General features: G+C 47.0%; 21 protein-coding genes and 1 pseudogene. 19 read left to right on the forward strand and 3 right to left on the reverse strand.

Features of this window, described 5'->3' with window-relative positions:
• Window positions 1-107 precede the first annotated feature (107 nt).
• From kduI to CXK86_RS22725, 7 genes are all read left to right on the forward strand, one after another.
• On the forward strand, window positions 108-947 hold the full coding sequence (gene kduI / locus CXK86_RS22695) for a 5-dehydro-4-deoxy-D-glucuronate isomerase (protein ID WP_036606918.1): 840 nt from the start codon (window positions 108-110) through the stop codon (window positions 945-947).
• Between the two features lie 221 nt (window positions 948-1168).
• Entirely contained in the window at window positions 1169-1927 is a 759-nt protein-coding gene (locus CXK86_RS22700) for a DeoR/GlpR family DNA-binding transcription regulator (protein ID WP_076253615.1), read from the forward strand.
• Window positions 1928-2004: 77 nt separating this feature from the next.
• Window positions 2005-2757 carry a 2-dehydro-3-deoxy-D-gluconate 5-dehydrogenase KduD gene (kduD, locus tag CXK86_RS22705; protein ID WP_076253577.1) on the forward strand — a complete coding sequence of 251 codons (753 nt, stop codon included), beginning with the start codon at window positions 2005-2007 and terminating at the stop codon, window positions 2755-2757.
• 37 nt (window positions 2758-2794) lie between these two features.
• Entirely contained in the window at window positions 2795-3640 is an 846-nt protein-coding gene (locus CXK86_RS22710) for a sugar phosphate isomerase/epimerase family protein (RefSeq protein ID WP_076253578.1), read from the forward strand.
• A gap of 238 nt (window positions 3641-3878) precedes the next feature.
• On the forward strand, window positions 3879-5186 hold the full coding sequence (locus tag CXK86_RS22715) for a homocysteine synthase (RefSeq protein WP_036606925.1): 1308 nt from the start codon (window positions 3879-3881) through the stop codon (window positions 5184-5186).
• Between the two features lie 423 nt (window positions 5187-5609).
• The gene (locus CXK86_RS22720; protein ID WP_076253579.1) at window positions 5610-7622 is read left to right on the forward strand and encodes a heavy metal translocating P-type ATPase; all 2013 of its coding nucleotides are present in this window, start codon (window positions 5610-5612) and stop codon (window positions 7620-7622) included.
• A gap of 132 nt (window positions 7623-7754) precedes the next feature.
• On the forward strand, window positions 7755-8564 hold the full coding sequence (locus CXK86_RS22725) for an alpha/beta fold hydrolase (protein ID WP_076253580.1): 810 nt from the start codon (window positions 7755-7757) through the stop codon (window positions 8562-8564).
• Between the two features lie 122 nt (window positions 8565-8686).
• Here the strand turns inward: CXK86_RS22725 and CXK86_RS22730 are convergent, their stop codons facing one another.
• Window positions 8687-9418 (reverse strand): ZIP family metal transporter, encoded by a 732-nt coding sequence (locus tag CXK86_RS22730; RefSeq protein ID WP_036606933.1) that lies wholly within the window; start codon window positions 9416-9418, stop codon window positions 8687-8689.
• Window positions 9419-9673: 255 nt separating this feature from the next.
• Between CXK86_RS22730 and trxB the strand changes: the two genes are divergently transcribed.
• Both trxB and CXK86_RS22740 read left to right on the forward strand, forming a co-directional pair.
• Complete coding sequence (gene trxB / locus CXK86_RS22735; protein ID WP_047841589.1) at window positions 9674-10615, forward strand: thioredoxin-disulfide reductase; 942 nt, start codon at window positions 9674-9676, stop codon at window positions 10613-10615.
• Between the two features lie 61 nt (window positions 10616-10676).
• Entirely contained in the window at window positions 10677-10907 is a 231-nt protein-coding gene (locus tag CXK86_RS22740) for a glutaredoxin family protein (protein WP_036668031.1), read from the forward strand.
• Window positions 10908-11046: 139 nt separating this feature from the next.
• Here CXK86_RS22740 and CXK86_RS22745 read toward each other — a convergent pair whose 3' ends face one another.
• Together CXK86_RS22745 and CXK86_RS22750 are read right to left on the reverse strand one after the other, a co-directional pair.
• Window positions 11047-11244 (reverse strand): hypothetical protein, encoded by a 198-nt coding sequence (locus CXK86_RS22745; protein WP_017692236.1) that lies wholly within the window; start codon window positions 11242-11244, stop codon window positions 11047-11049.
• 147 nt (window positions 11245-11391) lie between these two features.
• Window positions 11392-12558 (reverse strand): ROK family transcriptional regulator, encoded by a 1167-nt coding sequence (locus CXK86_RS22750; RefSeq protein WP_076253581.1) that lies wholly within the window; start codon window positions 12556-12558, stop codon window positions 11392-11394.
• A 198-nt stretch (window positions 12559-12756) separates the two neighbouring features.
• Between CXK86_RS22750 and xylA the strand changes: the two genes are divergently transcribed.
• The 10 genes and pseudogenes from xylA (at window position 12757) to CXK86_RS22795 (ending at window position 25573) form a co-directional block, all read left to right on the forward strand.
• Entirely contained in the window at window positions 12757-14073 is a 1317-nt protein-coding gene (gene xylA / locus CXK86_RS22755; RefSeq protein WP_036606941.1) for a xylose isomerase, read from the forward strand.
• Between the two features lie 569 nt (window positions 14074-14642).
• Window positions 14643-16136 carry a xylulokinase gene (xylB, locus tag CXK86_RS22760; RefSeq protein WP_076253582.1) on the forward strand — a complete coding sequence of 498 codons (1494 nt, stop codon included), beginning with the start codon at window positions 14643-14645 and terminating at the stop codon, window positions 16134-16136.
• Between the two features lie 221 nt (window positions 16137-16357).
• Window positions 16358-17074, forward strand: a complete 717-nt coding sequence (locus CXK86_RS22765) for a glycosyltransferase family 2 protein (RefSeq protein WP_256720160.1) — start codon at window positions 16358-16360, stop codon at window positions 17072-17074.
• Window positions 17062-17736 (forward strand): annotated as a pseudogene (locus CXK86_RS33060) (glycosyltransferase); the annotation flags it as partial. The gene CXK86_RS22765 and the pseudogene CXK86_RS33060, both read left to right, overlap by 13 nt.
• 420 nt (window positions 17737-18156) lie before the next feature.
• Entirely contained in the window at window positions 18157-19227 is a 1071-nt protein-coding gene (locus CXK86_RS33065) for a glycosyltransferase (protein WP_036607090.1), read from the forward strand.
• 183 nt (window positions 19228-19410) lie between these two features.
• Window positions 19411-19809, forward strand: coding sequence for an RrF2 family transcriptional regulator (locus CXK86_RS22775; RefSeq protein WP_076253583.1), 399 nt, complete (start codon window positions 19411-19413; stop codon window positions 19807-19809).
• A gap of 117 nt (window positions 19810-19926) precedes the next feature.
• On the forward strand, window positions 19927-21078 hold the full coding sequence (locus CXK86_RS22780) for an MFS transporter (protein WP_036606945.1): 1152 nt from the start codon (window positions 19927-19929) through the stop codon (window positions 21076-21078).
• A 151-nt stretch (window positions 21079-21229) separates the two neighbouring features.
• Window positions 21230-21856, forward strand: a complete 627-nt coding sequence (locus CXK86_RS22785) for a bifunctional 4-hydroxy-2-oxoglutarate aldolase/2-dehydro-3-deoxy-phosphogluconate aldolase (RefSeq protein ID WP_076253584.1) — start codon at window positions 21230-21232, stop codon at window positions 21854-21856.
• A gap of 169 nt (window positions 21857-22025) precedes the next feature.
• Window positions 22026-22952 carry an alpha/beta hydrolase gene (locus tag CXK86_RS22790; protein WP_243391503.1) on the forward strand — a complete coding sequence of 309 codons (927 nt, stop codon included), beginning with the start codon at window positions 22026-22028 and terminating at the stop codon, window positions 22950-22952.
• 227 nt (window positions 22953-23179) lie between these two features.
• Window positions 23180-25573, forward strand: a complete 2394-nt coding sequence (locus CXK86_RS22795) for an S-layer homology domain-containing protein (protein ID WP_076253586.1) — start codon at window positions 23180-23182, stop codon at window positions 25571-25573.
• Window positions 25574-25584: the final 11 nt, after the last annotated feature.

A 25584-nucleotide genomic window follows, 5' to 3' on the forward strand; every position in this document is an offset into this window, starting at 1 on the left:
CGAAAATAAAGGTACACAAAAGATACATAATGAACTAAAATGAACTTATATGAACATTATCAAACTCAATCCCAACTAATTTAAATGACGAAAGGAATGGATTAATAATGGAAAATCGTTATGCTGCACATCCCAATGAAGTGAAAACGTATGATACATCTCGCCTGCGTGAGGAATTTTTGATGGAGCAACTGTTTGCAACTGATGAATTGGTAACGGTGTATTCTCATGTGGATCGTTATATTGTGGGAACGGCTGTACCTGAGAGCAAGGACATTACCCTTGAAGTGAACCTGAAAGATATCGGAACGAACTTTTTCCTGGAGCGTCGTGAAATCGGTATCATTAATGTCGGTGGTCACGGAACAGTGACAGCGGACGGACAAGGTTATGAGATTGGAGCGAAGGAATGTCTCTACATCGGTAGAGGTGTTAAAGAAGTTGTGTTCACAAGCAGTGACAAGGCTCAACCTGCCCAATTCTATTTTGTATCCACACCGGCTCATCACACCTATCCAACAGTAAAAGCAACGCAAGAACAAGCTCAGCCGAATCATCTGGGCAGCATCGAAACTTCCAATGAGCGTACGATCTATCGTTACATTCACCAAGGAGAAGGTGGAATTCAGAGTTGTCAGTTGGTGATGGGCATTACCGAACTCGACAAGGGTAACATGTGGAACACGATGCCTGCACATACCCATAATCGCCGTTCCGAAGTATACTTGTACTGGAATCTTCCTGAAGACGGCGTTGTATTCCACATGATGGGCGAGCCGAACGAAACACGCCATCTGGTTGTACGTGATCGCCAGGCGATCATTTCCCCAAGCTGGTCCATTCACAGTGGTGTGGGTACAAGCAATTACACCTTCTGTTGGGCGATGGCTGGTGAGAACCAGACGTTCGAAGATATGGACGGCGTAGCCATGAAAGACCTGAAATAATAAATTACAGATGTCTGAGTTAAATTGACAGGGTAGACACTAGAACGGAGGGTACAGAAAGGACCAGAAGAAGCGAAGCATGCGCCTTTATCACCAGATTTCTCCCTTTAAATAAGGGATCAAAGGAAATATGGGGATAAGAGTGATCGGAAGGTTTTCTGTACCCGAAGTGTAAGTGCGAAACTACCGTTTAACTCAGGTAGTATAGGAAGTTGATTATGATGAATCCATTGAAAAGACATGAAAAAATTATGGAGGCTCTGCTGGAACGCCAGGAAGTAACCGTCAGTGATCTGAGTGAGTTGTTGCAGGTGACGGGGAAGACTGTGCGAGAGGATCTCGACAAGTTGGAGAGTATGGGACTGCTCGTACGTGTCCATGGTGGTGCTATGCTGGCTCAGAATGACCAGTATGGCATCTTGAATAGCCGCGGAGTTACCGAGAAGCATCATTCGGAGAAGACGGAGATTGCTGAACGTGCCCTTGCTTACATTCGACCTGGAGATATCGTTGCTCTCGATGGTGGCAGCACTACGCTGGAGATGGCCAAACGTCTCGATAATCAACCGCTGACGGTGGTGACCAATGACCTGTTCATTATTGCGGAGTTGACCAAAAAGGAGCAAGTGCGACTGGTTGTGCCTGGCGGGGCGCGTGTACGGAATATGTTGGTTGGGGATGATACGGCTGCGTTTATATCCAGTCTTAACATTCATAAAGCCTTTATATCCACGACAGCCCTTCATCCGGAATTTGGATTATCCATATACACGGGGGATCTGGTTCCTTTGAAAAAAGCAATGATATCTGCCTCGCAGCAAGTATACGGCGTTGTGGATCATTATAAATTCGGACAATTTGCACTGCGAACTTTCGCCCAGTGTTCGCAACTGGACTATATTATCAGCGATAGTCGTTTGGGTGAAGAGACGGCTACCTTATACGAGCAGAGCGGTGTCACAGTGGATTATCAAAGTTAACCTCATTCATTATTCATGGGATTAAAGAACGGACGGATCTAAGGATTGCATATCAAAACCATGCGGAGGAATCATTCATGAACCCATTTGATTTAAGCGGACAAGTTGCACTGGTGACAGGTACCTCGGGAGGACTTGGACAAGGGATGGCTATTGGCTTGGCAGAAGCAGGTGCTGATGTGGTGCTGGTCTCTTATTCCAAGCCTGCTGCAACGGCAAGTGCCATTGAAGCACTCGGACGCAAAGCTTATGTGATTGAAGCGGATTTAAGTCGTGAAGATGAGTTGTCGGCTGTGTTCGAACAGGCGCTTGCGTTCCAGGGCAGAATTGACATTCTCGTCAACAATGCCGGAATCATTCGTCGCACACCTGCGGCTGATCATGCAGTGCAGGACTGGCATGATGTAATTGGTCTGAACCTGAACACTGTATTTTTCCTAAGCCAATTGGCAGGCAGACATATGATTCAACGCGGAAGTGGCAAAATCATTAATATTGCATCCATGTTGTCCTATCAAGGTGGGATCAACGTGCCAGGGTATACAGCCAGTAAACATGGCGTTGCCGGTTTAACCAAAGCACTCGCCAATGAATGGGCAGGTAAAGGAATCCAGATTAATGGTATCGCACCTGGTTATATGGAAACCGATAATACTACCCAGATCCGTGCGGACGAGAATCGTTACCGGGATATTACAGCCCGTATTCCTGCGGGGCGCTGGGGAACACCTGAAGATCTGAAAGGCCCGGTTGTCTTTCTGGCATCTGCAGCTTCGGATTATCTGAATGGTCATGTGCTGAATGTCGATGGCGGCTGGATGGCACGTTAATCACTTGATAATCGGATTAGCATAGGGAGGCAGTGAGATGAAACTTGGTATTCTGGCACATACATTTGGCAAACAGCCTACAGCACAGCTTGCGCAGACGATTGCGGATAACGGATTTAATTCCGTACAGCTGGCGCTGGCCAAAGCATTATCAGATGTGGACTCATCGAATGGCAAGCTGAGCCCAGGGCTAGCGAATGAGATCGGAGATCAATTTGCACAGCACGGGGTGAAGATTGCAGTACTGGGCTGTTATATTAATCCGATTGACCCTGATCCGGTAACAAGACGTGCGGACATTGATCGATTCAAGGAGCATCTGCGTTATGCCCGGGATTTTGGTTGCAGCATGGTAGCAACGGAGACCGGGGGCTTGGACACCTATCAGGATACACATCCGGATGGATATGAAGAGAAGGCGTGGAGTGTGCTGAAAGAAACGGTTGAGGAGTTGGCTGAGGAAGCGGAGAAATGGGGGGTGCATGCGGCGATTGAGCCTGTGTCCACACATACTCTTCATACCCATGAACATATGACACGTTTGTTTGAAGAGATTCCTTCATCGAATCTGGGGATGCTGTTCGATCCGTGTAATCTGATTAAACAACCACATGCAGCAGATCAAGGGGCTTTCTTGCGCGAGGTGATGGAATCGCTGTATCAGCGCATGATTGTGATCCATGCCAAAGATGTAGCCTTTGATGCACAGGGAGAGAAGTACAATCCGGTACCTGGGGCAGGGATACTGGATTACCCGTTATTTTTTGAATTGTTAAAAACGTATAAGCCACATATCGATATTTCACTTGAAGGCGTAACTGCGGAGGAAGCTGTACCTGCGGCCAAACATTTGCGTGAAGTATGGAGTGCAGTTCGGGTCTAACCAAACCCAGGATGAGGTATTGCATACCGAAGCCAAAGTAGCTGAAAAACCTTTGCGAGTGCAAAGGTTTTTTTGGTACAGAAATCGATAATGTACATATTTAATATTTCTTATCGGAAAAATCGGAAATAATTCTTTTCAAATGCGACATCTTGTGAGAGAATATGGAAAACATACGCCACCATGCGAAGACATCAGGAACTTAAAGAACGTATATATTGAGGGAGGATTCAGATTTATGTCAAACGAACGTGAGCTTTCATTTGAAACATTGGCAATTCATGCAGGCCAGGAGATTGATCCAACCACCAACGCACGAGCTGTGCCCTTGTATCAGACAACATCCTATGGATTCAAGGACACCGAGCATGCAGCTAACTTGTTTGGTTTGAAAGAGTTTGGCAACATTTATACCCGTCTGATGAATCCAACAACCGACGTGTTTGAGCAACGGATTGCGGCGTTGGAAGGCGGAGCTGGAGCGCTGGCTACAGCTTCTGGTCAGGCAGCCATTACGTTTTCACTTCTGAATATTGCTGGTGCAGGTGATGAGATCGTATCTTCGGCGAGTTTGTATGGAGGTACATACAATCTGTTCTCGACGACTTTGCCGAAACTGGGTCTGGACGTAAAATTTGTGGATTCCAGTGATCCTGAGAATTTCCGGGCAGCGATTACGGAGAAAACGAAAGCATTGTATGCCGAAACGATTGGTAATCCAAAGGGGAATGTACTGGATATTGAAGCGGTGGCAGCCATCGCTCATGAACATGGAATTCCTTTGATTGTGGATAACACATTCCCAAGTCCGTACCTGCTTCGTCCAATCGAACATGGAGCAGATATTGTCGTTCACTCTGCAACGAAATTTATTGGCGGTCATGGTACATCCATTGGTGGCGTTATCGTGGACAGCGGGAAATTTGACTGGAAAGCAAGTGGCAAGTTCCCTGGATTGACGGAGCCGGACTCCAGTTATAACGGTGTTGTATATACGGAAGCGGTTGGACCGATTGCTTATATTATCAAAGCTCGTGTACAACTTCTGCGTGACCTGGGTGCAACGATCTCTCCATTCAACTCCTGGTTGTTGCTGCAAGGACTCGAGACATTACATCTGCGCGTAGAGCGTCATAGTAGCAACGCCCTTGCGGTTGCAGAATTTCTTGAGAAACATGAGGATGTGTCTTGGGTAAGTTATGCAGGTCTACCGAGCCACGGTTCTTATGAGCTTGCACAGAAATATCTGCCAAGAGGGCAGGGTGCGATTCTGACCTTTGGCATCAAAGGTGGTGCGGATGCAGGCCGCAAATTGATTGAAAGTGTCAAACTGTTCTCTCACCTTGCAAACGTGGGCGATTCCAAGTCACTGATTATTCACCCGGCAAGTACAACTCACGCGCAGTTGACCGAAGATGAACAAACCGCAGCAGGGGTTAATCCGGAGTTGATTCGTCTGTCTGTGGGTACGGAGAACATTCAAGACATTATCTATGATCTGGAGCAAGCCATCAAAGCAAGTCAGGGAGCAAGTGTAGGCGCGTAAATGGCATTTGGGTGGATGTGTAAACAATCACTTAAGTGATATGCCATAAACAGGTCATATGAGTATCAATAGATGGTTAAAGCCGTTGTCCTCCGGGACAGCGGCTTTTTGTCTTTTTGAACACGCATGTATGACTATCCATCGAAAAAAGCCCATTTACAAATGTGGATCGCAGGCATATACTGATTAAAAGTTGTATTGAGTAAACACAATTGCATAAGTGCAAAAAATGATTATCATTCTCATTCGAGATTATGTCAAAATCATTCACAAAACCATGCTGCTGCGGGATTCCCGCAGCAGCATGTGTCATTTTTAGGGCATTAACAATGGCTCTCATTCTCAATACAACTTCATTTTTGGGAGCGGAATTTAGCAGACTCTTCATCCGCAAGCCTACCATTCGAAAGGAAAGTGATTCATATGCAAGCGATACATCAACCACTACACAGACAGAAACAAGCGGAACAGCGCTTATCCCAAACACCAGGCCCAAACCGGGGACGTAAGCCTGATTTTCGAGCCATGGTGCAGAATAAAGAGATGCAATCTGCATTGGGCAGCGGGCTGTTGATGCTGATTGCCTGGGGAACTGCACCTTATTTTGGTACCTTATCCATCATGCTCTACATTGTGGCGTATGCCGTTGGCGGTTGGACCAAAGCGAAGGAAGGCATCGAGACACTGGTGAAGGAACGTGATCTGGATGTAAACCTGCTGATGATTGCCGCATCCCTTGGGGCAGCAGCCATCGGTTACTGGAATGAAGGTGCGATGCTGATCTTTATTTTTGCACTCAGTGGTGCATTGGAAAGTTACGCGACAGAGCGCAGTCATAAGGATATCTCATCTTTACTGGCGCTCAAGCCAGAGACTGCACTGCGTATTGAGGATGGACAGATGAACCTCGTGGCTATTGATGATCTGGAGCCGGGTGATCTGCTGTTGGTCAAACCGGGAGAACTCATCCCAGCAGATGGCTTGGTGTACCGTGGGAGTTCTTTTATCAATCAGTCATCCATCACCGGAGAATCCCTGCCTGTGGACAAAGTTGCGGGGGATGAAGTCTATGCAGGTACGGTAAACGGGGAGGGTGCATTATACGTAGAGGTTACAAAATCGGCTGAAGGGTCACTGTTTGGCAAAATCATTAAAATGGTGGAAGAAGCGCAGGCAGAAGTGCCGGATTCCCAGCGTTTTATGGAGCGGTTTGAAGGAATTTACGCACGTATTGTTGTAATGGTGACCTTACTTGTCATTGCAGGAACTCCGCTGCTGCTTGGCTGGACATGGAATGAAGCATTTTATAAAGCGATGGTATTTCTGGTGGTTGCTTCACCTTGTGCATTGGTGTCTTCCATCATGCCTGTCATGCTGTCCGCGATGTCCAGCAGCGCCCGCCGGGGCATTCTCTTCAAAGGTGGTGCCCATATGGAAAATATAGCTCGCACGCGGGTCGTGGCTTTTGACAAAACAGGTACATTGACAATGGGCACCCCACAAGTCACCGATATTATTACGGCTGAACATGTAGATCGTACCCAGCTATTAGCTGCGGTAGCGGCGATTGAGAACCTCTCCATGCATCCTTTGGCTCGTGCCATCGTAGATCAGGCGAACATGGAGAATATTACACTTCAGGAAGCGGAGCACGTACAGGCTCTAACAGGCTGGGGTATCGAAGGAACTATAAATGGTGTCGTCTGGAGCATTGGCAAAACAGATGTACTGAGATCTATGCAGTCAGAGAAGATGACAGGCAGCAACGTTGATCCAGATGAACATGATGTTAACCCTGTGAAAGTATCTTCTGAGTGGGGCGATGTATGCTCCCATCTTGAAGGGGAGGGGAAAACCGTATCCGTTGTTATGGCTGATGGTGAATTAGTCGGGCTGATCGCGATGCGGGACACGATACGGCCACAGGCAGCAGCTGCAGTGAAAAAGCTTGAAGCGATGGGGGTAAAAGTTGCCATGTTAACAGGAGATCGAGCCAGATCAGCTTCTGTAATTGCGCGTGAAACTGGAGTAAGCATGGTCTATGCAGACTTGCTGCCTGGAGATAAGGTGAAGCAGGTACAAGCACTCCGCAAACAGTATGGTCCCGTGCTGATGGTAGGGGATGGTGTAAATGATGCACCAGCACTTGCAGCAGCTACTGTGGGTATGGGGATGGGATTGTCCGGCAGCGGGACTGCACTGGAGGTCGCTGATGCGGTACTGATGAACGATAACATTGAAGAGATCGCTTGGGTGATTGGGCAGGCTCGTCGAGCACAGCGCACGGTGAAACAGAATATGTTTTTTGCCATTACCGTTATTCTGGCTTTGATTGCTGGTAACTTCCTCCAAGACGTTGCATTGCCTCTGGGTGTGGTAGGTCATGAAGGAAGTACAATTCTGGTTATTCTGAATGGGCTTAGGCTGCTACGGTAATCAGATTTGGAGATGAAAATGGTTAATTGGTTTCGCTGGTAGTATGCGGCTGGTTGAACAGCTTACGTTTGAACCTTGGGTCAGCGGGTAATGATTCGAAGAGACGATTCGATAATAAGGGAGCTGTGAAATATGGGACGTTATGTACAAGTGGAACCAAATGTAAAAGTATATGTTGAAGATATAGGGGAAGGAACCCCTGTTGTCTTTTTACACGGCTGGCCTGTTAATTATAAAATGTTTGAATACCAATTGAACGTACTGCCGAACCATGGCATTCGTGCCATTGCGATAGATTTTAGAGGATATGGCTTATCGGATAAGCCTTCCACAGGATATGATTATGATCGTATGGCAGACGATGTTCGTGCCGTTATTGATGATTTGGAGCTGAAAGACGCGGTACTCGCAGGATTCTCCATGGGTGGAGCGATCGCAGTACATTACATGGCTCGCCATAAGGGACATGGCATCTCCAAGCTGGCCTTGTTATCTGCGGCAGCACCTGTGTTCACACAGCGTGAAGGATATCCGTATGGATTGACTCCAGAGCAGCTGAACGAGCAGATCATTGAGCCGATCTTTGCAGATCGTCCGAAGTTGCTGGAGACGTTTGGCGGCATGTTCTTCGCGAAGAAACACAGCCAGCCATTCATGGATTGGTTCCACGCCCTCGGCATGGAAGCTTCATCTTATGGTACCATTCGCAGTGCAATTGCGTTGCGGGATGAGGACTTGCGAGGTGACCTGAGTTCCATTCAAGTGCCAACAGCCATTTTGCACGGGAAAAAAGATGAGATCTGTCCGTTTGAGTTCGCCGAGCAGATGCACCAAGGCATCGCTTCGTCTCAGCTGATTGCTTTTGAAGAGAGTGGTCATGGTGCATTCTATGATGAATTGGAAAAATTCAATTCGGAACTGATTCGTTTCATCCAATCCTGATCAGGAGAGGGCGCAATACCTCTGACAGACGGTCCCATTAATTTCATGGAATCTTCATTTGTGGCTAAACAAAGAACCCGGTCGACAGTCTTGGACTGTTCGCCGGGTTCTTTAGTCTTCAATTAAAACAGTTCGGTCAGACCAATCATCGTGATGAGTCCGAGCAAAAAGGACATCGTCGCCACACGTGCATTGCCATCGCCGTGACTTTCGGGAATAAGTTCCTTGTAAACAATGAACATCATCGCACCGGCTGCAAAGGCCAGACCATAAGGCACAAGACCAGCTACGAGACTGCTCAAGGTGTAACCAATCATAGCTGTTATAATCTCTACCGCTCCGGTCAGGGTAGCAATACCCAGCGCTTTGAAGCGGCCAATGTTCTGGTTTACTAGGAAAAGGGCCACCAGGAATCCTTCCGGTGCATTCTGCAATCCGATGGAAAAGGCAATGAGGTTGCCCAGGTTCTCATCCGAGCTTGCATAGCTAACGCCAACGGATAACCCTTCCGGCAGATTATGCATGGTGATAGCTGCAATAATCATGAAGGCTTTGGTTTCAATTTTAAAAGGCATTTTCTCGGGATTCTCCAGATCGACGTGTGGGATCTTCATCTCCAGCACCAGTAGAACCAGGCTACCAAGCATAATACCAAATGCAAGTACAAAGAGATTCGATTGGCCAAGCGCTTCCGGAATGAGATTATAGACCGAGGCCGAGGTCATAATACCTGCGGCGTATGCCAGCAAGATATCACGCAGACGGTGCGATATTTTGCGCATAAATAGAATCGGTACGGCCCCTAGGCCGGTAGACATGGCTGATATAAAACTGCCAATGAGTGCATCGTTCATGCTTCCATTTTCCCTCCTGATGAAGACTTCTTCATAATCGCTGCCGAGCATTGACACCGTACATAAAAGAGATCATAATGAACAACAGATTAGAATGATTATAAATTAGAATTCCGTTTCTGCATAGGGCATTGTCATATCACAGGCAGGTCTTGTGGACATGATGTGGGCTTTTCGTTCTAGTGTATGCAAAAGCCTAAGCTTTTGATGCCGGAGGGTCTAACCTTTTTGCAGAACCCGGGGGAGGAACTATACATGTATAAATCAATTATTATTGGAACAGGCCCTGCAGGGCTGACAGCAGCAATCTATTTGGCACGTGCCAACTTGAACCCACTCGTTATTGAAGGACCACAACCTGGTGGCCAACTGACAACAACGACTGAAGTGGAGAACTTCCCAGGTTTCCCTGATGGAATTATGGGTCCTGAACTGATGGATAACATGCGTAAACAAGCCGAGCGCTTCGGTGCTGAATTCCGCACAGGCTGGGTGAACAACATCGACATGAGCGAGCGTCCATTCAAGATTCAAGTTGAAGGTATGGGTGAACTCGTATCGGAAACATTGATCCTGTCCACAGGCGCAACTGCTAAATACCTGGGTATCCCTGGCGAAGAAACGAATGTAGGCCGCGGTGTCAGCACATGTGCAACATGTGATGGATTCTTCTTCCGTAACAAAGAAATCATCGTTATCGGCGGTGGCGACTCTGCTCTTGAGGAAGCAAGCTTCCTGTCCCGTTTCGGTTCCAAAGTAACGTTGGTACACCGTCGTGAAGAACTGCGTGGCTCCAAAATCATGCAGGATCGTGCACGGAGCAACGAAAAAGTAGAAATGGCTTTGAACCGTACACCACTCGAAGTACTTGCTGGCGACAACGGCGTAACCGGACTGAAAGTGTTAAACAACGAAACAGGTGAAGAAGAAGTGATTCCGGCAAGTGGCGTATTCGTAGCGATCGGTCACACACCAAACACTGGTTTCCTTGGCGGACAGATCACTACGGACGAACATGGATATATCCTGACTACACCAGGTACATCCGAGACAAACATCCCAGGTGTATTCGCATGTGGTGACGTTCAGGATACACGTTACAAACAAGCAATTACAGCTGCAGGTAGCGGATGTATGGCTGCCATGGACACAGAGAAATACATTGAGAGCTTGGAGCACAGCGCAGTTGTTCTGTAATAGAATGAGCTGATTCCAAACAAACTATAGATAATATAAAACCATATGAGGTGAATTAAACATGGAAAACGTAATTGTATATACATCAACGAACTGCCCGAACTGCAAATCCGTAAAAACGTTCCTGGCTGACAAAGGTATCTCTTATGAAGAGCGCAACATCGAAACTAGCGATGAATTTGCACAACAAGTATGGGACATGGGCGTACGTGCCGTGCCATTGACTGTCATTGGTGAACACCGCATTCTGGGTATGAACAAAACTCAATTTGCCAAAGCATTGGACGCTTAAATCAGGCTGATTATCTGAATCATCATATGTTGAAAGAAATTTTCGATTCATATGCAATTCCGGTTTTCGCGAGCCGTTAGGATATAGAAAGAACCGTACCCGGAAGGGTACGGTTTTTTGTGCAAACGCAGAATATGATCTAGAAAAAAATACTCATGAAAGTCTGAAATACAACATACACCAGCAATCCTGACAGCATGTACATGAAACCAGCCTTCTTTTTGCTCTGGAACAATCGGAGTATGCCAAGGCTGAACAGGGGCGCAAGCACAATCAGGAACAGGAGGACGGTGACAAACATTTGCGCCGAGATATCTGAAGTATCCACGTAGGTCACGCTTTTTTTCACTCCGTTTCGTTATCGGAATTAACACAGCTTGATTCACACAGCCATGACAAAAATCACATAACCCCATTATACATCTGGATTTCTTTAACAAAAAGGGAGGAAATGGGGCGAAATGATGTCAATTTTCATCTGTTATTAGACAGACACCCTAATTTTACCTAAAAACTGGGATATCGCAGAGTAAGCGGCACCAACGCGGGTGGAACGGCTGCCCAGAGCTGCCCATTCAATCTGCAAACTGCGGCGGTGATAAGGTAATGTACGTTCCTCGACAACTTGTTTTAACGCTGTTTCAATCCATGGACCTGCTTCAGAGAGCGGACCGCCAATGATAATACGTTCCGGGTTGAAACTGTTAACGATATTGGTAATGCCAATCCCCAGTTTTCGCCCAATCGTGTTGTATAATTCTTGAACAGCCTCGTGGCCTTGCTCCGCATAATGAATAAGTTCGCGTGTGGTATGAGCAGGTAATTTTAGCTGATGATCCGGGTGTTCGTAGGCTTTTTCCGATGCATATAACTCCCAGCAACCACGATTACCACAAGAGCAGGGCAGACCTTCCGCTTCAATGGACATATGGCCTGTTTCCCCTGCGTAGCCCCACGCACCTTTGTATAATTCACCATCTACCATGATGCCTGAACCAATCCCCATGCCTGCACTGATGTAGATCATGTGACGTACACCGATACCTGCCCCAAAATTCAACTCTCCATGGGCACCAGCATTGGCTTCATTATCGATCGTTACAGGCAGTTGAAATTCTTCTTCAAGCATCGAGCGCAGAGTTACCTTCTCCCACCCCAGGTTGGGTGCAAACAGGACCGTTCCTGCCTCATCCACCATGCCGGGCACGCCGATACCAATACCAATGACACCGTGAGGGGAAGCAGGAGCTGCTTCAATGAGCTGCTTTGCTGCCAATTTCAATTGCTCCAGTACAGATGACACGTCATGATGTTCCAAGGTCACTGCGTACTCTGTAATGATGTGTCCTTCCAGATCTGTAAGCACGCCTTTCAAATGGGTCACACTGAGTTCCAGACCGACTGCATAGCCTGATGTCCCTCGGAACAGCAGCATGAGTGGTTTACGTCCGCCGCTGGATTCCCCAGGGCCGATCTCCTGCACCAGGTCATCGCTGATCAGATCAGCAACCAGGTTGGATACCGTTGCTTTGTTCAGCCCCGTAACCTCGGACACTCGTGCGCGAGAAAGAGGGGCATGGCGCCGGATCGTATCCAGAACGATCGACTTGTTTATTTTTTTGACCAGCATCTGGTCTCCGGTAATTTTCATATGGTTAAGGCACTCCTATTCTTCTGATAAAAGGGTTCTGACCCACATCCGAAACAAGTTATTCGACTATTATAGCGTAAACAAACATGTAAAAAACAATTTTATTTTACTTTGTTTAACCAATAGACAAAGTAAATTTGATGTGATAGGATAACGGTGTAAACGATTTCTTAAAACTATTGAGGAGGCATTTTACACATGGCCTATTTTGAATCCGTTAATAAAATTGCATTTGAAGGTAAAGATTCCAAGAATCCTTTTGCTTTTAAACATTATAATCCGGAAGAAGTGGTAGCCGGCAAATCGATGGAAGAACATTTCCGTTTTGGCATGGCTTACTGGCATACATTAACTGCAGGCGGCAGTGACCCGTTCGGTGCGGAGACAGCTGTTCGTTCGTGGGATAAATACTCGGGTCTGGACCTCGCGAAAGTACGCGTGGAAGCGGCATTTGAATTTTTGGAAAAAATGAATCTCCCGTTCTTCTGTTTCCACGATGTGGACATTGCACCAGAAGGCAACAACCTGCGTGAGTTCTACAGCAACATTGATACAATCGTTGATCTGATTGAAGATCATATGAAATCCAGCGGCAAAAAACTGCTCTGGAACACGGCGAATATGTTCTCGAACCCACGCTTCATGTTTGGTGCAGCTTCCACTTGCAACGCAGACGTGTATGCTCACGCTGCAGCACAGATCAAAAAAGGTCTGGAAGTTGGTAAACGCCTGGGCGCTGAAAACTATGTCTTCTGGGGCGGTCGTGAAGGTTACGACACATTGCTGAACACAGACATGCAACTGGAGCAAGACAACATTGCTCGCATGTTCCACATGGCTGTAGACTACGCGAAGGAAATTGGCTTTGATGCACAATTCCTGATCGAGCCTAAACCAAAAGAGCCAACGAAACACCAATATGATTATGATGCAGCAACTTCGATTGCTTTCTTGCAAAAATACGGTTTGGACAAACACTTCAAACTCAACCTAGAAGCAAACCATGCTACACTGGCTGGTCATACATTTGATCACGAAATCCGCGTTGCTCGTACAAACGGTATGCTCGGTTCCCTCGATGCGAACCAAGGCGACATGTTGATCGGTTGGGATACGGATGAGTTCCCGGTTGATATGTACGATGCTACATTGACAATGTATGAAGTATTGAAAAACGGCGGTATCGGCCGTGGTGGTGTGAACTTTGACGCGAAAGTACGTCGTGGTTCCTTCGAAGCTGATGATCTGTTCTTGGCACACATCGCAGGTATGGACACGTATGCAAAAGGTCTGAAAGTAGCAGCGAAGTTGATTGAAGATCGCGTATTCGATGACTTCATCGAAAAACGTTACAGCAGCTTCAGCGAAGGTATCGGTGCAGATGTAGTTGCAGGTAAAGCAACACTGGCTTCCCTTGCTGAGTATGCACTCAACAACGAAAGCCCACGCAAAAACCAATCCGGACGTCAGGAATTGCTGAGAGCACAACTTAACCAGTACATTCTGGCTGACTAATAGCGGATTAGGCAGGGTTGGGCACGTCGACCACCCATGGTTACTCAACTCATATGTGTTGGACATTAGTGTCCAAACTAGCCTATGCACAAGATTAGCTTGTACCATGGAACGCCTGAACAAGCATGACATTCGGACCGTCCCCGACTTTCCCTTGGGAAGACGGGGGCGGTTTTTTGGTTAAACAACGCGATTTTTTAAAATTTTTGATATAAATGTTGTTTAAGATGGTTTTCTGATCACGAAGTGACCGCATGAGCATCAAGGATTTCATTTATAACCAATGACGAATCAAGGTCATTGGATCAATCTTTCTGTTATAAGAACGAGTATGTTTTACACGTTTCATATCCATGTGTGTCCAATATCATGCATGCAAAACGGAGTGAGCAGAAAGGACCCGAGGAAGCAAAGCGGTCGCATTTATCCCCGGATTTCACCCTTGCTAAAGGGTATAAAGGAAATCTGGGGGTAACGGCGATCCAAGGGTTTTCTGATCACGGAGTGACTTTCATGCGTACTTGGATCTTTCGTGGATATAACCTGTGATAAACGAGAGGAGTTAACCTATGAGTTACGTAATTGGCGTCGATCTTGGAACCAGTGCGGTCAAAACCGTGTTGGTCAATCGTGAAGGAAAAGTGGCATTTGAAGCATCCGAGGCATACCCGTTGTACCAGCCCAAGGCTGGATACAGTGAACAAAATCCCGAAGATTGGGTAGAGCAGACCATTGTTTCCTTGCGTAAATTGCTTGAAGTGTCTGGCGTGCAGCCTTCGGAAATCGAGGGATTGAGCTTCTCCGGTCAGATGCATGGACTGGTCTTGGTAGATGCTGAAGGTAAACCGCTGCGTAACGCAATCCTGTGGAACGATACACGCACAACGGCTCAGTGCCGTCGCATCGAAAAAGTGCTGGATGGCAAGCTGTTAAGTATTGCCCGGAACCGTGCACTGGAAGGGTTTACCTTGCCAAAAATTCTGTGGGTTCAGGAGAACGAGCCTGAATTGTTACAGCAAGCATCCTTGTTCCTGTTGCCTAAAGACTATGTGCGTTATCGCCTGACCGGGGATTACGCTATGGATTATTCTGATGCAGCGGGAACTTTGTTGCTGGACGTTGCAGGCAAACAGTGGAGCGACGAGATTGCAGAAGCTTTCGAACTGCCAATCTCTCTTTGTCCACGTCTTGTGGAATCATTTGAGGAAGTGGGCACGTTGCTGCCTGAGATTGCGGATCAAACGGGTCTAGCGGCTGCAACAAAAGTATACGCAGGTGGTGCGGATAATGCGTGTGGTGCCATTGGCGCAGGCATTCTGAGTGAAGGACAGACGATGTGCAGCATCGGAACGTCCGGGGTTGTGCTTTCCTACGAAGAGCGTAAAGATCTCGACTTCGAAGGCAAAGTACACTTTTTTAACCACGGAGAGAAAGATGCCTTCTATATTATGGGTGTAACGCTTGCCGCAGGATATAGCCTGTCCTGGTTCAAGGATACGTTTGCAGCGGATAAATCGTTTGATGTGCTCTTGCAGGGCATCGATCAGATTCCGGCGGGCAGCAACGGATTGTTGTTCACACCATATATCGTTGGGGAGCGTACACCTCATCCGGATGCGAATATCCGTGGCAGTTTCATCGGTATGGATGCAGGGCACAAGCTGGAGCACTTTGGACGTGCGGTGATGGAGGGTATTACCTTCTCGCTACGCGAGTCCATTGATATTCTGCGTGGTGCAGGCAAAACCGTCAATGAAGTCATCTCCATTGGTGGCGGCGCCAAGAACGAAGCTTGGTTGCAAATGCAGGCTGATGTCTTTAACGCCACGATTGTGAAGCTGGAGAGCGAACAGGGTCCAGCGATGGGTGCAGCGATGCTGGCTGCCTATGGCTGTGGCTGGTTCCCGTCTTTGCAAGAATGTGCAACAGCGTTTATTCGTCCAGCGAAGTCCTATGAGCCGAACCCGGAAACGGTTGCCGTCTATGATGGACTGTTCGCACTGTATCAGGAAGTCTATGGACAGACGCGTAGTCTCAATGATCGTTTGGCTGAATACCGTTAATTCATTTATTTCACTACATTAATCTTATGATTACATTTAAAAGCATCCGCGAAGGCGGGTGCTTTTTTGTCGTTCATCAAGATTAACCCCATGAAAGGTTTACTCGGCCTGCATATCCGCATTCAGGCTCTGCATAGATTGGAAATAGAGGATTGTGATTCGTCCAGGCATCGTGTGCCCGAAATTTTAATAGGTAGAAGTTTGAGCAAGGGGGTGAAGCTTTGGATGGACATGAGGAACATGGAAGACCACATATTACCTTGTCGATGATCGTTCGTAATGAAGAGAATCGTTATCTCAGGCAGGCACTGGAGAGACATCGTCCCTGGATTGATCGCGCAGTAATCATTGATGACGGAAGCACGGATGGAACGGTCGGGCTGTGCAGGGAACTTCTGGACGGTATTCCACTCGTATTAGTGGAGAACGCTGCTTCACGTTTTGCAGACGAGGTAAGCCTGAGAAAACAACAATGGGAAGAGACGGTGGCGACCAATCCGGAGTGGATTTTGAATCTGGATGCGGATGAGATTCTAACCAGTGACTTTGGGTTGGTACGGGATCTGTTGCTCAGTGGCAATGAAGATGCGATCTATTTCAGATTGTTTGATATGTGGAGTGAGACGCATTACCGGGAAGATGAGTTCTGGCAGGCGCATGCCTATTATCGGCCATTTCTGATTCGTTATCACCCGGGGATGAACTATGAATGGAAGGAGACACCCCAGCATTGTGGTCGTTTTCCGTTAACGATCCAACATTGGTCCTATGGATGTCATGCTCCCCGGGTGAAGCACTATGGTTGGGCGCGGGAAGAAGACCGTATCCGCAAATATGAACGCTATCAAGCACTGGACCCTGAAGCAAGATACGGTTGGAAGGAACAGTACGAATCGATATTGGATCAGGAGCCACGACTGTTGGCATGGTTCGAATAAGGAGAGGGGGAGTGAGCACATTGAAGAAAGACCCTTTACGCAAATCGGAAGAAGAATCCCAACCTCAAATAGAGTTGAATACACATGAGAAAGAGAATCAAAAAGAGAAGCAACATGAGAGCCAGAAAGAGAGCCAGAAAGAGAGCCAGAGTAATCATCGACCGCCCAGACTTTCTGATAAATCGCTGGAAACCCGCCAATCGGAAACGCTTGAAGCGCCTGGCCAGGAAAGAATACTGATCGCCAGCCCGGTTCGCCAGACAACTCCGGTGCTCCGTGAATTTCTGGATTCTCTGCATGCACTGGAACGAACAACAGTGAAGACGGATTATCTGTTTGTTGACGATAACGTGGAAGAAGCCGCATCGAATATATTGCATGAATTTGTGCTTCAGCATGAAGGGACGGTTATTCAAGCAGATGAACATGGTAGCGGTAGTCCTGACAACAAAGGGGTGTACAGCAAGGATGAGGGAGGACACTATTGGCAGGATGAGCAGATTTGGCGTGTAGCCCGTTTGAAAAATCGCATATTGCAATATGCACGCGACAATCACTACGATGCGGTGTTCCTGATTGATTCTGACTTGGTGCTGCATCCACGGACGCTGGAGCAACTTGTATCGAGTGGCAAAGACATTGTATCCAATATTTTTTGGACCCGCTGGCAGCCGGATGCCAGGGAAATGCCGCAGGTATGGCTGCAAGATGAGTATGCTTTGTTTCGCCGCGGTGGCAAAACAGTAGACGGAACCGAGACGGAGGACGAGGGCACGCAAACGACTGCTTTTCTAAATCAGCTACGGATCCCGGGTTGTTATGAAGTTGGAGGGCTAGGGGCATGTACTCTTATTCGCAAAAATGTTCTGGCAGCAGGAGCTTCATATGACCAGATTCCCAATGTATCCTTCTGGGGCGAAGATCGTCATTTCTGCATCCGTGCTCAAGCACTGGGTTTTCGTTTGTTCGTTGATACTCATCTCCCCGCATACCACATCTATCGATTGTCCGAACTTCCGGGGGTTTCCGCCTTTAACCGCAGGGCGAGACGAGGGGAGGAGACGATCAGTATTACCCTGTGTATGATTGTGAAAAATGAAGAAGCTTCCCTTGCGAGATGTCTGGACTCGGTCAACGGTATCGCCGATGAGATTGTAATCGTGGATACCGGATCAACGGATCGTACCCGTCAGATTGCTTCCAGATATACGGATCGTATCGTTGATTTTGAATGGGTGGATGACTTTGCAGCAGCACGCAACTATGCCTTCGATCAGGCAAAGAGTGAATATATTCTGTGGCTGGATGCAGACGATGTGTTCGAACCGGAAGATCGGGCGAAACTGATCGCCTTGAAACGTTCGCTGGACCCGGATGTTGATAGTGTTACAATGGATTATAATCTGTCATTCACAGCAGATGGCAAGGTAGCCTACAGCCTGCGCCGGAATCGTCTGGTGCGTCGGGATCGGCAATTTCGCTGGATTGGCGCGGTCCATGAATATCTGGCTGTAGCGGGCAATCTGCTGCATAGTGATATAGCGGTTACCCACAAGAAAGATAAGGTGTATACCGATCGTAATCTGCGGATCTATCGCAAAAGGGAACAGGCCGGAGAGGAATTCGGGCCGCGTGACTTGTACTATTTCGGTAATGAGCTGAAGGACCATGGACAGCATGAGGATGCGGTGAAGTACTATGAGAAGTTTCTGGATACCGGATTGGGCTGGGTGGAAGATCAGATCGCTGCTTGCCAGAAAATTGCGGATTGTGAAGCTGCACTTGAACATCCGGAACAGGAAGTCACGGCGTTGTTCCGATCATTTGCCTATGATTTGCCAAGAGCCGAGATTTGCTGTCGATTGGGTGGTTATTTTGCCGACCGTGAAGATTATCGCAAGGCCCTGTTCTGGTACGAACAGGCGACTCGTGCTGTACGTCCTGATGACCCTATGGTAGTGCTGAATGAAGCAGCTTGGACCTGGATGCCGCATCTGCAACTATGTGTGTGTTATGACCGGATGGGTAACCGTGCCAAGGCCCGGGAACATAATGATATCGCACTCGCCTATCATCCAACACATCCAAGCATGTTATATAACGATCGATACTTTAAAGATTTGGAGAAGGATAACGTATTGGAAAATGCCTAAAGCATGCATATAGATTGGAACTGTAGGTATAGATATTGCTGGAACAGTTGTTTGTAACAAGAGCCTCCTCTGATAAAAGAGTGGACGCAATGTGCCACTTTTATGAGAGGGGGTTATTGACGTAATTGTATTAAAGGAGTTATTGTAGATATATTAAGTCTTTTATTAGGGAGGAATGAGATGATGAAGTATTCCAAAGCTACCAATTACGCCCTGCACACGATGCTTTTTCTTGCGGCATCCAATTCAGATAAACCTGTGGGTGTGCAGCAACTTTCAAAGTGGCAGAATGTTTCACCCACATATCTGTCCAAGATTTTAACCAAATTGACGAAAGAGGGGATGATTCATTCTTCATCTGGTGCCCATGGCGGGTATACACTTCAGGAGAAGTGGGAGGATCTTACGTTTTTGGACATCATCCAGGCCATTGAGGGTACAACCTCTCTGTTTGATTGTTGTCATCATAAACAGGGATGCTTAATTCAAGAAACCATGATCACTGCCGAAGGACAGATGGAAGAAGTGTTTAAAAATCGAAAATTATCTTCGATTTCCGGTAAAATATCAATGATGCATTAAGTATTTTTTTTGTATTTATAATAGATATAATTTGTCTTTTATATCTATTATAAATTTCAACAAACGAATATATCCAGAAGATTTCACACACTATTCTTTTGAATAAAGGAGACTGAAATGAATTCATTTATTATCTATTTATTGGCTTTAGGAGCCTTTGTTGTGGGAACAGCCGAATTTGTCGTATCTGGTGTTTTAGATATCATCGCCCGCGATTTACAGGTTTCGATCTCATTAGCGGGACAATTGGTCACCGTATATGCACTATCTCATGCATTGGGAGCCTGGGCTCTGGTCATGCTGACTTCCAAGTTACAACGTAAAAAAGTACTTCTGTATTCCATGCTTATTTTTATCTTGGGAAATATCATTGCATTCTTCAGTTTGAACTTTGGCATGCTTATGTTCTCACGCATCGTATTGGCCATGAGTGGTGGTCTGTATTTTGTCCTAGCCACGAACTATGCTGCAAGACTAGCTCCTTCTGGCAAACAGGGTAGTGCCATTGCAACTGTCATCACAGGATTCACCGTTTCATTGGTATTAGGAGTGCCGATTGGTACCTTCATTGCTGCCTACATGGATTGGCACTATGTTTATATCATGATTGCAATTATCGCATTTATTAATTTCATGCTGTTGTACAGATTTATTCCTCGAATGGAGGGTAACCCGTCTCTCTCCCTGAAGCAACAATTATTGATTATCAAAGATAAAAAGGTTATCACCGGATTATTAACGACTGTTTTCTGGATTTTGGGCTACACCATGGTATTTGCTTATATCGCTCCACTTTTAAGTTCAGTAGCCGATTTTTCAATAGAAATGATTAGTACGGCGTTACTTGTATTGGGTGTATTTGCATTCATAGGTTCCCGTCTTGGTGGCTATGCGGTAGATCGATGGGGACCTGTTCGCACGATTCCAATCAGTTTGATTATTCATGCTGGTGCCCTCTTTATTTTGCCAATCACAGCAGGTTCCACAATAGGTATTCTTCTGACCATCATGATTTGGGGCACAGCTGCCTGGATAACAACGCCCGCGAATCAGTTCTATTTGATAACATTGAGACCACAGTCTTCTGAAACAGTCCTGAGTTACAATACGGCAGTAATGAACATAGGTATGACTTTCGGTGCCGGATTGGGAGGTGTAGTTGTGAAATACAATTCCGTTCAAAATTTGGGGTGGATTGGTGGTATGGTCCTGCTGTTGGCGTTGGCAATTGCCCTTGTTTCCTTCAGGTTGACTACAAAACCAAGTTGAATTCAATGTCTTTTTAAAAGGAAGAAGTGAATATTGGATCAAATGATTTCATCCAGGAGAGGATATGCCTTACAATAATGAATAACGGAAAAGCGGTGACCATGATTGCCTGTCTTCGGCTGCCGAATTGATGAAGCAAGGGGAACTGGATATGAATTTGACGGAAGTACTATTGGAGTCGAGGCTGGTCGCGATTGTGCGCGGTATAAGCCGCGAAGCGGCAGTAACAGCTGGACAAGGTATGACAGGTGGCGGCATCCGACTAATGGAAGTCACACTGAACACACCTGGAGCACATGATATTATTGCAGACTGGCGTGAGCGGCATGAAGGAAAGGCTTTTGTTGGAGCGGGTACGATACTGAATGTGCAGATGGCGAAGGAAGCCGTCGCTGCAGGTGCACAATTTCTGGTGTCTCCCAATGTCGATCTGTCTGTCATTGAATATGCTGTAGAACATGGTGTCGAGATCTGGCCTGGAGCCATGACACCTACGGAGATTGTCGCTGCCCATGAAGCGGGAGCGCGAGTTGTGAAGTTGTTTCCGATGGCGAGTCTGGGTATACCGTATCTGCGGGAGATCAAAGCTCCACTGAATCATATTCCACTGTTGGCAACAGGTGGTGCCACACTGGAGAATATTGCTGATTATTACGCAGCAGGCGCTGCTGCAGTGGGTCTGGGAAGTGCACTTTTACCACGAGAAGCTCTTGTGGCAGGAGATCATGAGCAGATTGCAGCATGTGCACGGAGATTTGTGGAAGCAGCTGAAGCCTAGGATTCCAGCATCAGATGAGGAATATGTATATTTGGGTATATATATGATGGTTCCTTTAAATTAGTTGTTGGATTAATCTTTATCATAAAAACCCATGTCGCTTAACGTGCCGTTCATTCTATTGTTTTATGATGGATGTATGCCAGAATTCGGAGAGGAGAGATGCCCTGTGAAAGCTAAAACAATGATAGGCGGCATGCTCGCCGTGGCCGCAGTAACGGCAGGTGGTTTATGGAAGGCAGCGGTAAAGAGCCAGACACCCAAGAAGATTCCAATCACACTCACACCCCCAATGCCATTTGAGGATGTGACCTTTGACAGTGGGGGAGGTCGGGTGCATGGCTGGTTCATCCCGGCCAGAGCCGACATTCCGAAACCATGGCCGCTCGTTATTATTGCACATGGCTGGGGCTCCAATCGCTCCCGTGTTCTTCGTTACGCACGTCCGATCTGGGAAGCAGGATATGCCTTATTTATGTATGATGTGCGTAGTCATGGGGCTAGTGATCCGGTTCGTGCTGCATCTGCCTACCTGTTCCGGGATGATCTGCTCGCGGCGTTGCAGTATACGACTGCACGACCAGAGATTGATGCGGATGCCATCGGAGTGCTTGGACATTCTTTGGGTGGACTGGGTACGATTCTTGCAGTGACGGAGGGAATTCCTGTATCAGCAGTGATTACGGACTCGATGCCATCGCAATTTGAGGTGATCGTCAGTTCAGAGCTGAGACGCCGGCGTCTGCCCTTGTTTCCACTGGCCCAGTTAATTCCGAGAATCTGGTTCTGGCGACTGGGTGAATCTCTGAAATCTTATCGTCAGCGTGATCCGGTGATCATGCTGAATGAACGGCGCAGGGGGATGCAACTGCCGATGCTTATGGTGCACTCCAAGGGAGATAATTTCATTCCTCCGAGTGAGCTTGAATATTTTATGTCCAAAGCCGATCCGCCTGTTGAACATCTATGGGTCAACAGCGGAGGACACAGTTGTTCCGAGGAAGATCCCGCCTTCTGGGACACCGTTATTCCCTTTTTGAAAACCCATGTTCAAGGTCAGGCGAAGTTGAACGATTCGTCTAAAGCGAGTAGTTGACAAGGTAGATTCAGCCTACATAAGAGTGCAGGCTAACAGAGAAAACGCCAACGTAATTGGCGTTTTTTTTGCTGTTACTAGCAATATGCAGAAATTCACATTTGTAAAATTGCCCCGAAAACGACGATTAAAAAGGAAGCTTATGGTATCATAGAATAGACTGGCAATATTCATGCGAGGTTATTTGTTATGCTTCTTTGTATGAAATTGAAGGGAGAGGTCGAGATTTGAGTTTGAATTGGAAGTTTAATCTACATTTGAAAATGTTCGCAACCAAAGCAACAACCGCAGCGATGGCAACACTGCTGCTTGCTTCGCAAACACCAGGTTTTGCAGGCAGTGCATCAGCCGCGCAAGCAGAGCAGTTGACCGCAGCGACAACGGGGGAAAATGAACAACTAGACGCAACGAGCAATGACGTGCCTGAGGGAGCGAAAATCTCATCCAGGCAAGCCAGTGAAAATATACTGAAATTATTTCCATTATTAAAAAAAGCAACGATCTCATCTGCACGATTCGATTCACCTAATTCCTATCCACCGCCAGACTACAAGGCGTGGGAGATCGGGTTCCAGATTACACAAGGTAATCATACGTCGGGATTCAGTGGAACTGTACATGCAGGCACAGGGGAAGTGTTAAGTGTACATTTGCCGTCGGATATCCTGGATAAACATGTCTCGGAATCAGATGTGAAGTTAACCAAAGCTCAAGCTGAAGAAAAGGCCGTGACACTGTTGTACCAAGCGATTCCGGGTCTTAAGGACAATGAATATGCTCCGCTTGGAGATCTGTATTCTTCCATCGAACAAGAGTCATTGTTTGGCAGAACAGAGTATCGATACGGGTACCAGTTAAAACATGATGGATTGTTATCTGACGCAGAGACAGTCTACATTAATGTGGATGAAAGTGGTTTGGTGACAGGTTACTCACGGGGTACTATTGAAGCCAAGTATCCCTCATCGAAACCGGCAGCTTCAGAAGAGAAGGCCAGACAGCAGTTTGAAGAACAGTTCGATGTGGAGCTGGCTTATATCGCCAAAGATCGTCTATCTTCCAAACAGGGTCAGCAGTATTACCTTGCATATACACCAAAAAATATCAGTATCATTCCGATTGAAGCCAATACGTTGGAACGGATTAATACATTAACAGGTAAAGCTGTAGATGAAGATTCTTTGCAGCAGGATACGAAGTTAAAAGGTGATGTAACGCCTTTTGTCCCGGCCAATGGTACGAGGTTAAATGTGCAGCAGGCCGCCAATCGGGTCGCAACAAACTTTGATATTCCCAAGGGATATAAGCTGGAGCATAACCAGTTGGGCAAGGGATATTACTCAAGTTCGAACAATCAGGTGTGGAGTCTGAGCTGGAGCGATCGAAGTGCCAATATGTCCTATATGTTCATGCGGGATATCTCAGCACAGGTAGATGCAGTTACCGGGCAGATCTACAGTTATACGATGATGCAACGAATGGGACCGGAGATGGAACAGGAGAAGCCGGCTGAGGAGAAGGCAGGCAAATTGGTAACCCGGAAGCAGGCTGAGAAACTGGCGATGGACACGGTGATTGCGCTAGTTCCAGACGCAACGGAGCAGTTCCGACTGGCTAACGTGATTGAGGTGGATGATGCTCGCACATTTTTGTTCCAGCGTTATCTGAACGGAATTCCGGTTAAGGAAGATACGGCACAAGTACAGGTGTTAAACAACGGGACGATTAACGAGTTCTATACACGTATTGCGGCAACGCCTGAACAACTGCCAGCAGATGTTAAGCCAGCCATCAGTTATGAAGAGGCCAAGGCACTCTATCTGGAGGAATTCAAGCTGATCCTCGCATATTCCCGTTATGGCGGATATGGTATGAACGGTGGTCAAGTCATCCCAGCGGGGGTGAACCTTGCTTATATGCCTACACGTGATGAGAATTCGATCTATGGCAACTATGAAGCGCTGGATGCGAACACAGGGGAGTGGAAGCTTTTATACGGGGACACAAGCTCTGCAACCAAGGCTGAACCTACGGATATCTTGGGTCATGTGGCCGAAGCAGCTCTACGCAATATGACACAGCATGGCGTATTGCTTGCTGATGAACAGGGACGCGTATTCCCGGATCGTGTGATCACCCGAGGGGATTGGTTTAACTATCTGGCAAGAGCGATTAATCCAAATATGGATCTGTACTACAGTGGGGACGGAGATGACAAGTTATACGCTGATGTGACACCTGACAGCCCGTATTATAAGGCAGTTCGGGCATTAATCGATCAGCGCTGGCTTGCCGGAGCGGACCCTGAACAGAATTTGAATCCGCAGGAAGAGATGACACGTGAAGAATTGGCAGTGCTGCTTGTACGTATTTTACGCTATGAGAAGCTGGCCGGATTCTATACGTTGCCATCGGATCTTCCCAACATTGCGGATGCCAGTGCCATTACGAGTAAGGGAGCGGTCTCCCTGAGTCTGAAGCTGGGATTGCTTCCTTCGATTGAAGGACGATTCATGCCTGCACGTAAAGTGACGGTAGCTGAAGCGTCACAGGTATTGGAACGGCTGGCGAAGCTTCAAGGTAAAACAGATACGTTTATGAGTGGTAATCGCCTGTATTAGACGAGGAATCA

The sequence above is a fragment of the Paenibacillus sp. BGI2013 genome, assembly GCF_002843485.1.
Taxonomy (GTDB): Bacteria; Bacillota; Bacilli; order Paenibacillales; family Paenibacillaceae; genus Paenibacillus; species Paenibacillus amylolyticus.